Source organism: Desulfuromonas soudanensis (assembly GCF_001278055.1).
Taxonomy (GTDB): Bacteria; Desulfobacterota; Desulfuromonadia; order Desulfuromonadales; family WTL; genus Deferrimonas; species Deferrimonas soudanensis.
On the sequence record NZ_CP010802.1, the window covers coordinates 764,420 to 779,400 of the forward strand.

The 14,981-nt window shown below is 58.3% G+C and carries 7 protein-coding genes and 1 pseudogene; 7 read left to right on the top strand and 1 reads right to left on the bottom strand.

Annotated elements, in window-relative coordinates; translation table 11 throughout:
* Positions 1-516 precede the first annotated feature (516 nt).
* The 6 genes from DSOUD_RS18970 (at position 517) to DSOUD_RS18280 (ending at position 12,546) form a co-directional block, all read left to right on the top strand.
* Positions 517-4,791 (top strand): CxxxxCH/CxxCH domain c-type cytochrome, encoded by a 4,275-nt coding sequence (locus DSOUD_RS18970; protein WP_157671718.1) that lies wholly within the window; start codon positions 517-519, stop codon positions 4,789-4,791.
* 286 nt (positions 4,792-5,077) lie between these two features.
* Positions 5,078-6,415 (top strand): tetratricopeptide repeat protein, encoded by a 1,338-nt coding sequence (locus tag DSOUD_RS03275; protein ID WP_053549660.1) that lies wholly within the window; start codon positions 5,078-5,080, stop codon positions 6,413-6,415.
* An 18-nt stretch (positions 6,416-6,433) separates the two neighbouring features.
* Positions 6,434-8,359: an SGNH/GDSL hydrolase family protein gene (locus DSOUD_RS03280; RefSeq protein ID WP_053549661.1), complete on the top strand. Its 1,926-nt coding sequence runs from the start codon at positions 6,434-6,436 to the stop codon at positions 8,357-8,359.
* Positions 8,360-8,407: 48 nt separating this feature from the next.
* Positions 8,408-10,387 carry a tetratricopeptide repeat protein gene (locus DSOUD_RS03285; protein WP_053549662.1) on the top strand — a complete coding sequence of 660 codons (1,980 nt, stop codon included), beginning with the start codon at positions 8,408-8,410 and terminating at the stop codon, positions 10,385-10,387.
* A gap of 242 nt (positions 10,388-10,629) precedes the next feature.
* Positions 10,630-12,384: a carbamoyltransferase family protein gene (locus DSOUD_RS03295; RefSeq protein ID WP_053549664.1), complete on the top strand. Its 1,755-nt coding sequence runs from the start codon at positions 10,630-10,632 to the stop codon at positions 12,382-12,384.
* 3 nt (positions 12,385-12,387) lie between these two features.
* Positions 12,388-12,546: a DUF5989 family protein gene (locus DSOUD_RS18280; protein ID WP_157671720.1), complete on the top strand. Its 159-nt coding sequence runs from the start codon at positions 12,388-12,390 to the stop codon at positions 12,544-12,546.
* On the opposite strand, the gene DSOUD_RS03300 is transcribed toward DSOUD_RS18280, so the two are convergent.
* Positions 12,543-13,355 (bottom strand): formylglycine-generating enzyme family protein, encoded by an 813-nt coding sequence (locus tag DSOUD_RS03300; RefSeq protein WP_053549665.1) that lies wholly within the window; start codon positions 13,353-13,355, stop codon positions 12,543-12,545. The genes DSOUD_RS18280 and DSOUD_RS03300 overlap by 4 nt on opposite strands.
* Before the next feature lie 271 nt (positions 13,356-13,626).
* Between DSOUD_RS03300 and DSOUD_RS03305 the strand changes: the two are divergent.
* Positions 13,627-14,879 (top strand): annotated as a pseudogene (locus DSOUD_RS03305) (ISL3 family transposase).
* The last annotated feature ends 102 nt before the right edge of the window (positions 14,880-14,981 follow it).

Genomic DNA, 14,981 nt, shown 5'->3' on the forward strand with positions numbered 1-14,981 from the left:
CGATTGGTGGTTCTGATGGTGCAAACTCACACGAACAACACCACCGCAACCACAATTTCAATGACTTACGGCGATGGGCCCGGTGGTGCGGCTGAAATTACGGCTACCCCGGCGGTCAATAGTGACTCCGCTCAGCGCCGTCAGGTGTGGATTGCAACCTTGAAAGAATCCCAACTTGCGGCTTCTCCGGGGAACGTGATTACGATCAATACCAACAACCCGGGCAGCGGGTATGTCTTGCATGTTGCGACCTACACTGGTGTGGATCAAACGGCTCCGGTGACTGCGACTGGGAATATCTATTCCGGTACGACAACAGTAAATAATTACAATTGGGGCACTGCAATCAACGTCAGTGCGGGGGGGTATGGTATTGTTGGTTCAGTTTCCAGCACGACACTCACGAGCCTTGGTGCGAACGAGACTTATACGCAATACGGCCAAACAACTGTTGGCACTGCGTACTCCGGTGTTTCGGATAAAGCATTCGCGACGCCTGGGACAACACTTCCGAACTTGGTCAGTAGTGCAAATGGCTATTCCGGTCTTGCTGGGATCACCCTTGAGCCATATATCGTTTCCGACTCAACCGCCCCGACCGTCGGCACCGTGACCATCACCAGCCCGGCCACCAACACCGCCACTTACGTCCCGGCCAATGTGATCTTCACCGCCGCAATTACCGAGCCGCAGTCGACCCCGACCTGTCAGTACACCACCAACGGTTCGACCTGGACCGCCGGCGTTATTTCCGGCGCCTCTTCGCCCTATACTTGCACCGCCACTGTCACCGGCCTGACCGGTTCGGTGACGCTGAACATCCGTGCCTCATCCATCGGCGGCGGCCCGACAACCGGCACCGCGCTCTCGCGAACAGTCGATACTACTGCTCCGGCCACGACCGCCGCTCCGGCCGCCGGCACCTACTCCAGCGACCAGAGCGTCACCCTGACCCCGGTCGATTCCGGTGTCGGTGTTGCCAGCACCGCCTACTGTGTCGATACCACCAACGTCTGCGTGCCGGGCACATCCTACACCGGTGCGGTGGGCGTCACCGGCACACCCGGCAGCTCGGTGACCAAGTATCTGCGCTATCGTGCGACCGACTTCTTCGGTGCGATCGAGACGACCAAGTCCTCGCAATACATCATCGATCAATCTTGCACCGATCTCACCGTCGGCACCATCAGCGTCCCGGCCAGCCAGACGGTTTCTGGCAGCAGCGTCGATCTGACCGCTCTTTACACGGTCGGCGGTACCCCGAACTTCAGCAGTTATGCCTACACCATCAACGGCGGGGGAGTCACCACTCCGTGGAACAGCAGCGCCTTCGGCAGCGCCGGTCCCGAGGTTGTCACCTTCCAAGTCACCGGCAACGACCCGGACTGCGGCGGCTCGACGGTGGTGGCCAGCAACACCATCTCCGTCAACAACGCCCTCGGCACCGCCTCCGGCACCGCCAGCGTCACCAGCGGCGACGAGCAGATCGGCGTTTCGGCACCCTACAGCGGCGACCTCAACGCCAGCAACCAGCTGAAGATCGAGTGGGATCTCGAAGGGGGAGCCTGGAGCGGCGTCAACTACGGCACCGTCACCCTTGCTCATGCCGCCAGCCCCTATAACTACATCATCACTCCCCTGGTCAACCAGACCGCCTACCAGGTGCGCGTGACTTACCTCGATGTCGCCAACGGGGTAACCGGAAGCGCCGTGCAGACCTTCAACAACATCATTCCGACCAACCCGCTGCTGCACAACTCGGTCAGTACCGGCTCCGCCAAGTGGGGCGGTCTCTGGGGCGTGACCGGCGGCAAGTACGGCCGCTTCACCTGCGCCACCTGCCACGTCAAGAACACCACCAACATCAAGCGGATCAAGACGGGCGTCACCGCTCCGAACCCCGTTCCCAGCGACTTCCCCGGTTCTGGACAGACCATCACCTTCACCACGGCGGTCGACGGCAGCAGCAATTTCGGTGACGATTCCACGGCGCCCCGGGTCAGTTCCACCATGATCTGCGAAGCCTGCCATACCTATGATGCAACGCAGGCCAACGGCGTCAAGTACCACGCCAACAACCAGCCCTCCAACAGCGGCCACTACAACAAGGGAGACTGCGTCAAGTGCCACGAGCACAAGCAGGGCTTCAAGGCCTCCTGTAACGGATGTCACGGCAATCCGCCGCTGGTTTCGACGGACCTGACCGCGACCCTCGATCCGGCCAACAGCACCGGCAGCGGCACCGCCGGCAAGCACGACCTGCACGTCAACACCCTGGCATACGGCTGCAACACCTGCCACACCGGTTGGGAGACCAACGGCGAGATGCCCAAGGGCGGCGACATTAATATCGGTTTCAATGCTCTCGGCGACACCGTCGGCACCTACGACGGCCGTACGATCGCTTCGGGCGCCACCTATACCAAACCTGTCGGCACCACCGTCAACCAGACCGGTACCCTGACCTGCTCGGCGATCTACTGCCACGGCAACGCCAGCCCCGAATGGAGCGATGCCGGAACCGCCGTCTGCGGCAGTTGCCACGGCGACGCCACCGGTGCTCCCCTTGAAGTTGCCGGCGACGGCGATCTCTCCGGTGCCATCATCGGCACCAAGGTCGGCAAGCACGACGCCCACGTCAACCCTTCGCGGGGAAACTTCGCCTGCAGCCTCTGCCACCTGGGGGCCACGCACGTCAACGGCGGCGGAGCCGAGATCGCCTTCGACGCGGCAGCCGGCGGCAGCGCCGCCTTCGCCAGCGGTACCAGCACCTGTTCCAGCCTCGCTTGCCACAGCAACGCGGTGTGGAACACCACCTCCTCCGGCGGTTGTACCTTCTGCCATGGCTATCCGCCCGTTGCCGGTGGCAAGCATGCGGCGGGCGTCACGGCGGTGAACCACGACAAACTCTCCGCCACCGGTGTCTTTGACAACCACGACGAATGTTCCTACTGCCACGGCGTCAAGGGGGATGCGGGGCGGACCACGGCTGTCATTCTCGATCCCCTCACCCTCAAAGGTCTGGCCTCCAAAACCTATGTCTGGGCCACCGATCATGGCGATGGTAAGGTGACGATGAACGGCGACACTGACGCCAATACCACCAATGACGCCGGCTACAGCACGACCAATGCCGGCTGCGGCACCGCCGCCTGCCATGCCAACGATGCCACTCATCAGCTGACCACCGGCGGCGCTGCCCTCGTCACCAAGAAGGACTTCGGCCCCGGTGCCTGCGCCACCTGCCATGGCGACGCGACCAAGGCGGCCACCGTACCCCAGGTTGGAGCAGCAAGTAGCCACGTCAAGGTGACCAAGGTCGCCGCCTACGGCGACTGCACCGACTGCCACGCCGGCCACACCACGGCGACCGGCGGGGTCGATATCCCGAACAACACCACGGTCGGCATCAACTACTCGACCGCCGGCCATGCCGGCATCCAGCTCGGCGGCACCGGCACCAACGCCACCATCGCCGCGCTGACCACCGAGGCGCAGATTTGCTGGGCATGTCACGACTTGCCGGCGAACGTGATCAGCGAGTGGGGCGTCAACCAGAAGGCGGCGACCGGCAGCAGCCCTTACAACTACGGGACCCTGACCTTAAGCAACTGGACTACCGCCTCTTGGAGCAGCTCGCGCTCACAGTTCGGCTACAAGACCGGTGCGATCCAGTCGACCCATACCGCCAACCCAGCCAAGACCTACCCGTTGACCGGCGATACGCTTACCGCCAACGCCGGTGGTGGGTTCACCGAAACCCGCAACGACGTTCGTGACATCCGCTGTTCCTACTGTCACGATGTACATGAACTGGCCAAGGCCGCTGGCGACACCAAGCTGGGTACTCCGTACCTGCGCGGCACCTGGATGGGCAATCCCTACGAAGAGGACGGTGCACCGCGTAGCGGCACCGGCAACAACCTCGCCACCGCCACCGCGGGGGCCTACGGCAACCTCAATAACTGGGGGAGTGTGCCGCGTGCCGACATTAGCATGCGCTATCTGGGCGGTTTCTATATCGACCAGAACAATGCGGTGCCGATGTCGACCACCGCGACCAACGCCGGTACGGCCGCCAGCAACCCGACCAGTGGCTGGACTCTGGCCAATTCGGCCGGGCTCTGCACAATGTGCCACGGCACCAACGTCGACGGCATGGATGAGAAGGCCGGTGAAGCCCTCTGGGTCGGCAGCAACGGTCACAGCAACGCCGTCATCGGCGGCACCGGCAGCGCGAAAGTTAATATTTATGACGCCCGCGGCGGCTCCACCGGCAACAACCCCTACGCCCACTACTCCGGCTGGGCAACCGACCCCGGCCGCAGCAACCAGGGTTTCCGTGGCAACGCCACCGGAACCATGGCGACTTACAACCTGCCCCACGTCGGTACGGCAGCGGCCCCCGGCAGCGGTACCACCCGTCCGTACAAGTACAAGACCCTGACCGGTGGTTTTGAGACCCTGACACCGGCAGTCCAGGTGGCGGGACAAACGACGGCGCAAACGCAATACCATAAATTCAGCTGCAGCAAGTGCCACAACCCCCATGCCTCGCGCTTGCCGAAGCTGATGATCACCAACTGCCTGGACACCAAGCACAACACCTGGGATAACGTCTACCAGACTGTGAACACGACCAACAACGTCAACGTGACCCTGTCGAACTTCACCAGCGCCCAGAACTGTCACCGCCTGACTGGCGATGACCCTGACGATACGCGGGATGCCCGCGGCCATAACGGCACCGGCTACAGCGGCGCCGGTTGGAACAAGGTTACACCTTGGTAATTAACCTAAGGGGGCACGTCCGAGGGACGTGTCCCCGCATCGATACGGAGTGAACATGAAAAAATACAGTAAACCCGCAATTGTCGGGAGCAGCAACGTTCATCCCTGCTGATACGCCTCATTCAAAAGATATGCAAAAAGGCCGGAAATTTCCGGCCTTTTTGCATTTGTGAAAAGGATCTTGCAAAAAGGATGTTTGCAGCATGCTGCTGATTTGGTTATGATCGGTTTAGTTAAAATTCACAGCACCTGCTGCCAAAAACTGGCGCAAAGAGAAAGAGTCACTATGAAACTGATTTATTTTTTATTGTTCTTGCTGATTCTTCTCTTGGGTTGCGACCGTAGCGAGCCCGCCCAGGAAACACAATCCCCCGCTCCGGTCAATAAAGCTGCGCAAACTACCGCGCCGGTTCAGACGGCAAAGCTGTTTCACGCTCCGGTTGAACCGCGCATCTATGAGCTCCCCGCCGAGGCGCTGATCACTTGGCGGCAATATGAAGCGCAAAAGCCGGTTTTGGTCATTCTGGCCGACCAGCCCTATTTGAGCCCCCTGCCCCAACCTTTGCAGGCCGAAGCGCTTGAGCTGCTGCAAAACGGCACCGATGCCGAATTGGGCCGCCGGGCCGATTACGACCAGCCCGACCCGCTGATTATCTCGCCGCAGGCGGTGCGCGCGGCTTTGCAGGCGAAGCTCTTCAGCGAGGTTGTCTGGCTGCTGCCGGATGATCGGCCAATTGGCGAATTTTCCTGGGCCATCATGACCGAGCAACTGCGCGTCAATGGCCTGTTGGCCGCCGATCAGGAGCTTGCTCTGGATGACGAACCGGGGATTGCCCGGCTGCAGGTCGAGGCAAAGATATTGACTCTGGTCCACCCCGATGCCTGGAGCAATCTGCAACTCGCTGCTCCGGTGCTTTTGCATCTGGATTTGAGCTATTTCAAGTCGACCTATCGTAGCGAGGCACGCATTCCGGTCTATGAACTGATTACCACGCTGGCCAGGATGCTGCGTGCGATGGAGTTGGAGGTCGTTGCCATCACTCTTTCCTATAGCACCCTCGATGGTTATGTTGATCTGGATGGCCGCTTTACCCTGCCGGCACTCGCCACGCTGATGCGAGAGCCGCAACGGCTAGCCGAACCCTTGCCGCTTGCCTGGAAACTGCGCGCCCAGGCGTTGAATCATCTGACCATGTTCAACGAAACCGAAGCCACAAGGCTTTATCGCGAATTGCTGGCCCTGGCCCCTAGAGACCCTGCGGCCCTGTACGATGTCGCCACCCGGCTGTTCTATGCAAAACAGCTGGTAGCCGGACTAGAGTTGATCGACCGGGCGGTCGGCCTCGACCCGGGGTATGTGGTGACGTATCTTGCGTTGGCCGAACAGGCCATCAAGGCCGGAGATTCGAAAAATGCCATTGAATTGCTGCAAAAATATCAGCAACTGGCGCCCGACAACCCGGGCATCAAATTGAGACTGGCCGAGCTGTTCAAGCAGCAGGGGCGGGTGATGGAAGCGCAGTCGTTACTGGCTGAATTGGCAAAACTGCCCTGGTCGCCGGTTTACCATGCGCAACTACCGGCGCTGATCGAGGGCATGCGGAACGCACCCGAAAGCAGGTGAGCCGAAAAGAGGCTGCGGTTGAAGAATATCCTTTATAACCTGCTGGCTGTTGTTACCGGTCTTGCATTGCTGGCGCTGATCGAAGGGGTTCTCACCCTGGGAGGCGTTGCCCCTCTGGCCAACGAAGACCCTTTCATCGGTTTCAGCGGCAGTGCGCCTCTGTTCATAGAAGCCGAGCCCGGGCGCCTGGTCCTTAATCCGGTTAAAGAACACTACTTCAACAGCCCTCAATCTTTCCAGGAGCCGAAGCCAAAGCGGACGTTTCGCATTGTCGCGCTTGGCGGGTCAACGACCTACGGTCGCCCCTATCTGGGTCAGACCTCATTTGTCGCCTGGCTCACACAACTGCTCGGCCGCTATGACTCAAGTCATCGTTACGAACCGTTAAATCTTGGCGGGATCTCTTATGCCAGCTACCGGGTGGCGAGGGTGGCGGAAGAGATGGCCGGGTATGAACCCGATCTGTTTGTCCTTTATGCCGGGCACAATGAATTTCTGGAAGCACGCACTTTTGCCGGCCAGAAATCCGAGCTGCCGTTGCTGCGCAAGGTACGCGGGGTTTTTCACCACTCTCGGCTTTACTCGCTACTCTTTCGCATGTTGCCAAAGGGTCAGGCCGCAGGCGAGGACGCCGCTAAAACAGTGCTCGGTGATGAGGTCGCTGCAAAGCTGGAACAAGTTGGCGGTACCGACCTCTATCACCGTGACGCCGACTTTCGCCGGGGAGTGATCGCGCAGTACCGGTACAGCATGGCCGGAATTATCGACCGGGCCCGCCAACGCCATATCCCGGTGATTCTCTGCACTCTCCCCAGCAACCTGGCCGGGATGTCGCCGTTTAAATCAGAACACCGGCCAGGGCTGCTATTGGATGAACAAAAACGCTTTGCCAAACTGCTGCAGCAGGCGGCAGAAAACTTAAATAGCGGGTCGGCTAGTGAAGCGCTTGTTGAGCTGAGCGAAGCCGAAGCTCTTGATGATTCCTATGCCCTGCTGCATTTTTTTAAGGGCGCGGCATTGGAAAAACTTGGTCGCTATCCCGAAGCTTACCGGGCCTACCTGCGTGCTAAAGAGGAAGATGTTGTGCCTTTGCGCGCCCTTGAGGTATTCAACCAGGTGATTCGTGAACTGGCGCAGGAAAAGCAGGTGCCGCTGGCCGATGTTGAAGCGGCGATCCGTGGCGCTTCGGAGCATGGCATTCCCGGCAATACTTGGTTCGACGATCATGTCCATCCGACCATTGCCGGGCAGCAGTTGATTGCCTGGGAAGTTCTGGATGCTGCGACTCGGGCCGGGGTTGTTCCGTTGTCACGGGAGCAATGGCTGGCAAGTCGCGAGGATGCCGACCGCTCAATGCGTCAGTCACTGCGCGAATTGCCCGCTGACTACATTGCTCTCGGTGAATGGGGGGTCGGGCGGCTGTTTTTCTGGGCCGGGAAATATGACGAGGCGTATCCGGCCCTGCTGCGGGCTTGGCTCACCATTCGCAATGTGGGCGAAATTCCGCGTCAGATCGCCGCCATTGAATATATGCGCGGTGACTACGGTCTGGCCTATCAACGCTTGCAAGACGCGACGCAAATCGACTCCGACGAGCCGCAGGTTAGGCTGTTACTGGCCCAGGTACTGGCCGCGCAACAACGAACGGGCGAGGCTCTCGATGTTTTGGCAAGAGTTCCCGAAGAAAAGGTTGCTCCGGCCCAGCTGCTGCTGGTAAGGGGTGAGGTCGAGTTGATGAGCGGTCTTTATGACGAGGCGATGGTGACGCTTGCACGTGCGGTTGAACTCGCCCCTGAGGCAGCGGCCGTACATCTGGCTCTGGCCAAGGCGCATCGCGGCCATGGTGACCTGCTGCAAGCTGAACAGGAATACCGGGTTTACCTCCAGCTGTCGGGGGCACCCTTCACCGAAGCAGAGCTGGCCGTCTGGCTGAAAGGTGGCTGAGTTGAGGATCGGATCAAGCATCGCGCTGTTGTGGGCGAAGGGTAGGGTGTGAGCGTGCGTCTGTGGACGAACGACCTTGAAAATACGGCTGTGCCGTCCCCAATGGCGCGTTGGTTGTATCCGCTCCTGCTTCTGCTGATGGTGTGCGGGGTCTATGCCAATTCGTTTCCGGGGAATTATTTTCTTGATGACTACGTGGTTGTGCAGACCAATCCGCTGGTCAGTGAACCCGATGTGGTCGAGATCTTTCTCACCGACTACTGGGGGCCCGATGTTAATTCCGGGCTGCACCGGCCGTTGGTAATCCTTTCCTTCGCGCTGAAGCACTGGCTGTTTGGCCCGGCGCCCCTGGCCGATCACCTGCTCAATGTTCTGTTGCATGCCCTGGTCAGCCTGCTGATCTATCTGACGCTGCGCCGCTGGCAGATGGGGCAAACGGTTGCCTGGCTGACGGCGGCCCTGTTCGCCGTTCACCCGATACATACCGAAGTGGTCAATGAGGCAGTGGGGCGGGCGGAACTGCTGGCCGCGCTCGGGGTCCTGCTGGTACTTTATGTGGCGCGTGCGGTCGCGGGGTGGTGGCGCTATCCGCTGCTGGTTTTGAGTTTTTTGTTCGGTGTCTTGGCCAAGGAGAATGCAGTTACCGTGCTGGCACTGCTCCCCCTGCTGGACGGGTTTCGTCGTAACAGAGGGGTGGCCGTCTGGTGGCACAGACACTGGCGCGACTATGTGTGCCTGTCAGGAACGGCACTGGCCTGGCTGGCGCTGCGCAACTGGGGGGTGCAGCGGTGGGTGCCCCGTGACGCCGCCGACCCATTTTATACGCCACTGAAACTGATGGAGCCGATCGAGCGGGTGTTGACCGCCCTGCAGATCCAGTGGCTCTACCTATGGAAACAGTTGTACCCTGCCGATTTGCGCGGTATCTATTCGGGCGGGGGATATTTGCTGCCGGTGGATACGCCCTGGTCGCTGCTGGGGATGGTTGTGCTTGTGGCCAGCCTGGTGGTGCTGGTGGCAGGAGTTTGGCTTTACCGGCGTGGATCGGTGGCGGGCCTGAGTGTGCTTTTGTATGCATGTGCCTTTGCCCCAACCGCCAATATCTTCTTCGCCACAGGGGCGACCATGGCTGAACGTCTGGCTTATCTGCCTTCGGTCTGGTTTTGCCTTGGTTTGGCCGGAGTGCTGGTCCAACTGACCGAGCGCACCGCTTTGTCGCGATTGGGTCTGGGATTTTGTGTTTTCGTATTGCTCGGTTATTCCGGTCGTACTCTGGTGCGCAATAACGATTTTGCCAGCCCACTAGCTCTCTGGGAGGCGGATGTTCACAGGGACCCCCTCAATATCACCGCATGGATGTATTTGGCCAATCGCTACTGGGAAGCAAAAGAACTGACGAAGAGCGAAGTGGCTTTTCGTCAGGCATTGCAATTGGGGCCAGAGTTCACCGAGGCATTGTTCGCTTATGCCTCCTTTTTGCTTGAACAGAAGCGCTTTGATGAGGCCCTAGAGCTCGCCCTGCATGCGGAAGGACTGAAGACCAGTGACATGCCGAATCTGTACATGCTGGTCGCCGATATTTATCTGGAACTGGGGAATCCGCAGGAGGCCGGTCGCTGGCTGGAAAAAGCGCGCTGGCGGTACGCGCAGGATGATTACTTCCTCTTCCTGCAAGGGTGGGTTTACGAGGCGCTGGGAGATGTGACGGGAGCGGTTGCCAGTTATCGCCAGATCAAGGTGCCGCTGGAGCAGTGGCGCCTTGATGCGCGATTGTCGACTTTTTTGCTCAACCAGGGCGATTATCCCGGCGCGGAGGCTTTTTTGCGCCGCTCCCTCAAGCTTGGCGAGACGGCGGAAACGTGGAATAATCTCGGCATTGCCCTGGCTCTTCAGGGAAAAGCAGGCGAAGCCAAAGCCGCATTCTCCAGGGCGATGCAACTCGATCCGGACAAGCCGGGTTATAGTGAAAACTACCAGCGGATTCCGGCGGTGCTGCCGGGGCAGAGGCCGGGGAATTCAAACCCTTAGTGTGATTGAAATGAAACTGGGCAAATGATAATGAAAAAAATAACTGCCGGTTTTCGGCGTGCGCTTATGTTCATCGGGTGGGTTCAGCTGAATCTGCTGCTGGGTTTACTTTATTTTTTATTTCTGACGCCCTACGCGCTGATGCTGCGACTTGTTTTCAGAATTAAATTTCTGCCGTCGGGGGGTTGGTCAAAAAGTGAATCTGCGGCATTGTCGCTTGACAAAATGCGCCGGTCTTTCTGATGGCAACGGCGGTTCTGGGTATTTCGGCCTATTACCACGACAGTGCCGCTGCGCTGTTGCTGGATGGCCAGTTGCTGGCCGCGGCGCAGGAAGAGCGCTTCAGTCGCATTAAAAATGATGCCGCCTTTCCGACGCGGGCGGTTGACTTTTGTCTGGCCGCCGCCGGGCTGCAGCCCGAAGATTTGACCGCGGTGGTCTTTTACGACAAGCCGCTGGTGAAATTCGAACGTCTGCTCAGCACCACCCTGGCAACGGCCCCGGCCGGGTTCGGTTTTTTCCGTGCCGCCATGCCGACCTGGATTCGGGAAAAGCTATGGATCCCAGGAAAGCTGCGCAAGGCGGTTCCCGGCGCCGGCGAATATCTGTTCAGCAGTCATCACCTATCCCATGCGGCGGCAGCCTTTTATCCCTCCCCCTTTGAGCGGGCAGCGATTCTGACCGTCGATGGGGTTGGCGAATGGAGTACCTGTAGTTACGGCACTGGCCGGCAGGGGGTTGTTTCTCTCGATGAAGAACTGCGCTTCCCGCATTCCCTGGGGCTGCTCTATTCGGCCTTTACGGCCTACCTTGGTTTTCGGGTCAATGAGGGCGAATACAAGGTCATGGGGCTTGCACCCTATGGCCGGCCACGGTTTGCCGAGGTGATTCTGGACAAACTGATGCAGCAGAAGGGGGATGGTTCCTTTACTCTCGATATGCGCTATTTTGGGTTCCTTTCGCGACTTTGCATGACCAATGAGCGCTTTCACCAACTGTTTGGTGGGCCCCCGCGTCTTCCCGATGCTGAACTCGAAGAACGACATCTTGATATTGCGGCCTCTATTCAGCTGGCCACCGAGGAATTGATGCTAGGTCTTGTTCGGCAAGTCCATGCAAAGACCGGGGAGAGCAGGCTCTGTTTGGCTGGTGGGGTTGCCCTCAACAGTGTTGCCAACGGCCGCCTGCTGCGTGAAGGCCCTTTCAAGGAAATCTGGATTCAGCCGGCGGCCGGGGATGCGGGCGCGGCGCTGGGTGCTGCTTACCTGGGGCATTTGGCATCAGGTGGGGAAGTGTCTGCCGATACGGGGCGAGATTCGATGCGTGGCGCCCTGTTGGGGCCGGAGTTCTCTGCCCTAGAAATAGAAGAGGCGCTGACGGGGTCAGGATTAAAGTGGTCGTTGCTGGAAGAATCGGCCCTGCTCGAAAAGACTGCCGCCGCCCTCGCCGCTGGGCGGATCGGCGGCTGGTTTCAGGGGCGTATGGAATTCGGGCCACGGGCACTGGGCAGTCGGAGTATCCTGGCCGATGCACGTGTTGCCAACATGCAACATCGGCTGAATATGAAGATTAAATTTCGGGAAGGATTCCGGCCCTTTGCACCGGCTGTTCTGGCCGAGCGTGCCGGCGAATATTTTGATCTTGCGGGACAAAGCCCTTACATGCTGCTGGTCTGTCCGGTTGCGGAAAATCAGCGGATTGAAAACGTTGAGGTGGAGGGATTGGCCCGACTCAAGCAGGTACGCTCGCAGATTCCGGCCGTTACGCATGTGGATAACTCGGCACGGGTTCAGACCGTTGATGGTGAACGCAACCCACTTTTTTATGCCCTGCTGAAACACTTTGAAGCCATTACGGGTTGTCCGATGCTGGTAAACACCAGTTTTAATGTCAAAGATGAACCGATTGTCTGCAACCCCGAAGATGCGTTACGATGTTTCGTGAAGACCGATATCGATTTTCTGGCAATTGGCAACTATTGGGTGGAGAAAGTCTGATCGATGAACAGATTCCAGTCACTTCGAGATTTTTTGGCATTTATGGCGCAACGCAAAAAGTGGGTTTTTGCCCCGGTTGCGATTTTGTTGTTTCTGATGGCGCTGTTTATTCTGTTGGCCGAAATACCGGTTCTAACCCCGTTTATTTACGCATTGTTCTAATTTCTTGCCGCCGGTACCGGGGACGGATCGTTGATAACCAGCCGAAATCCCAAGTCTTTCTTCTTTGCGTCGCGGCGGGTCCAGTCGCGTAAATGAGACATCAAATCCCCCGCATGGTAACTATAGGCTCCACCACGGTAATTTTTTTCTTGCGAATCCGCATTGAGCCAGGCGCTGCCATCTGCAGGGGCGTTTTGATAGTTGTCGTGGGGATCATCCAAAACCCATTCGCCAACATTGCCGGCGGTATCGTAAAGCCCCAAACCATTCGGTGGGAACGACCCAACCGGGGCCGTTGTCAAACCATCCCACTGGCTGCCACAGTCTAGGCAAACCGCGTAGTTCGGCGGGAGGTTGCTCCCGGTCCAGTAGTCTGAAGAGGTGTTGGCACGGGCGAAATATTCCCACTGAGCTTCACTTGGCAGGGAGAAGGGCAGGCCTGTTTGCTTATTGAGCCATTCGGCCATGGCGTTGGCCTCATCCCAGCTGACGTTGATGACCGGACGATTGCCTCTGCCCCAGTTCTGATCGTTGGGTTTTTCGCGATTGGTCATTTTACAAAAAAAGTCATATTGATCGAAGGTAACTTCGTAAATGCCAACGTGAAAATCGGATAGCGTTACCTTGTGAGCCGGGGTCGATTCTTGCCGGGCCGAGGTTGGATCACCCATTGTGTAGCTGCCGGCTTTCACATGAACAAATTTCATGCCAGTGGTCGGTTCAATATAGCTGACCGGTTGAGTTTTGCTTATGGGGGCGCAGGCAAATAGCGATATGGCGGAAAGGGCTAACGCAAGGGTCTTAACCATGGGAAAACCTCCAGGAGGATACGAGTGACGATTATCTTGGGGGGCATTATTAGTATTTTAGCATTCCCCCGTATCTTACATCTCCATATCCAATGTCTGCCATATCATGGCATCGTTTGCGGTATTCTAACGTCGCCTAAATGTGAAAACGGATATGCCTCTTCCGCAGAATCTGTGGGTAGAGGGTAGCGGAAAAAAATAGAGCACTGCCTTTCATGGCTGGGTAAGATGGTTTTTGCGGAAACTATCCAACCCAGGCAGAGGAAAGGCAATGCTGATTAAGACTTTACTGAACAAGGTTGAACGGTTCAAGTCATTTGTTTACGGGTCCATCTGCATCATGTTCGTTGACGGGGTGGAAGCCCTGGTCGTTGACATCGAGCCGCGCCGCAACAGCCGGCCGATCTGCCCCGAGTTCTGCAAGCGGCGGCGCGTGTACAATCGGCAGCCCAGCGACTGTTCGAGTATCTGCCGGTCTGGACGTTCAAGTCCTACTACCACTATGCTCCGCGCCGGGTCGACTGCCCGAGTTGTGGCGTCAAGGTAGAGGCGTTGCCCTGGGGCTATGGCAAAGAACGGATGACCTTTTCCTACCAGGTCTTTCTGGCTCGCTGGGCGAAACGGCTTTCCTGGAAGGAGACCGCCGACATCTTCGAGACCAGTTGGGACACGGTCTTCCGGGCCGTCAACTTTGTCGTCGATTACGGCCTGGCCCACAGAAGTCTTGACGGTGTGACCGAGATCGGCGTAGATGAAATCAAGGTCTTCAAGGGGCACAAGTACCTGACCCTGGTCTACCAGCTCAACGCCGGGGTCAGAAGGCTTCTGTGGTGCGGCCCCGAGCGGCGGGCTAAAACGCTGCTGCGCTTCTTCCACGAGTTCGGCAAAGAGCGCAGCGCCCAGATCAAGTTCGTCTGTAGTGACATGTGGGCCCCGTATCTCAAGGTCATCGCCAAGAAGGCCCCGCAGGCACTGAATATTCTCGATCGCTTCCATATCATGCGGGCCTTCAGCGAGGCGATCGATCAGATCCGTCGCGACGAAGTCAAGCAGTTCAAGGCGAACGGACAGGAGAATGTTCTCGAACGCGGGGGCTGGCTGCTCCTGAAACGCCCGGAGAACCTCTCCGAAAAGCAGACAACCCGACTGGAGGAACTGCTCAAGCTCAACTTGGCGTCGATCAAGGGCTACCTTCTGCGTGAGGATTTCCAACGGTTCTGGGAGTATCAACGCTCCGACTTCGCGGGAAAGTTCCTCGACAACTGGGTTACTCGGGCGTTACAAACCGACTTGGACCCGATGAAGAAAGTGGCCCGAATGCTGCGCAGCCACAAGCCCCTGATCCTCAACTGGTTCAAGGCCAAAGGGCAGCTATCCCGCGGCGCGGTGGAGGGTCTGAGCCTCAAGGCAAAACTCACTAAGAGAAAAGCCTACGGTTTCAAGACCCTCAAATGCCTGCAAATTGCCTTATATCATGAACTTGGCAAGTTACCGGAACCTGAGTATCACCACAGATTCTGCTGACGACCCACGGATATTAGCCTTTTTTTGGAGCGTTTCACCGCCCTGTTGAATGAAACGCAGACCGATCCTCTGGCTTGGTCGTTGCTGTCCAAGGGCTTTTAT

Excerpts from the sequence above, each read along its gene's own strand:
- DSOUD_RS03275 (WP_053549660.1), top strand. The coding sequence starts at position 5,078 with ATGAAACTGATTTATTTTTTATTGTTCTTGCTGATTCTTCTCTTGGGT.
- DSOUD_RS03295 (WP_053549664.1), top strand. The coding sequence starts at position 10,630 with ATGGCAACGGCGGTTCTGGGTATTTCGGCCTATTACCACGACAGTGCC.
- DSOUD_RS18280 (WP_157671720.1), top strand. The coding sequence starts at position 12,388 with ATGAACAGATTCCAGTCACTTCGAGATTTTTTGGCATTTATGGCGCAA.
- DSOUD_RS03300 (WP_053549665.1), bottom strand. The coding sequence starts at position 13,355 with ATGGTTAAGACCCTTGCGTTAGCCCTTTCCGCCATATCGCTATTTGCC.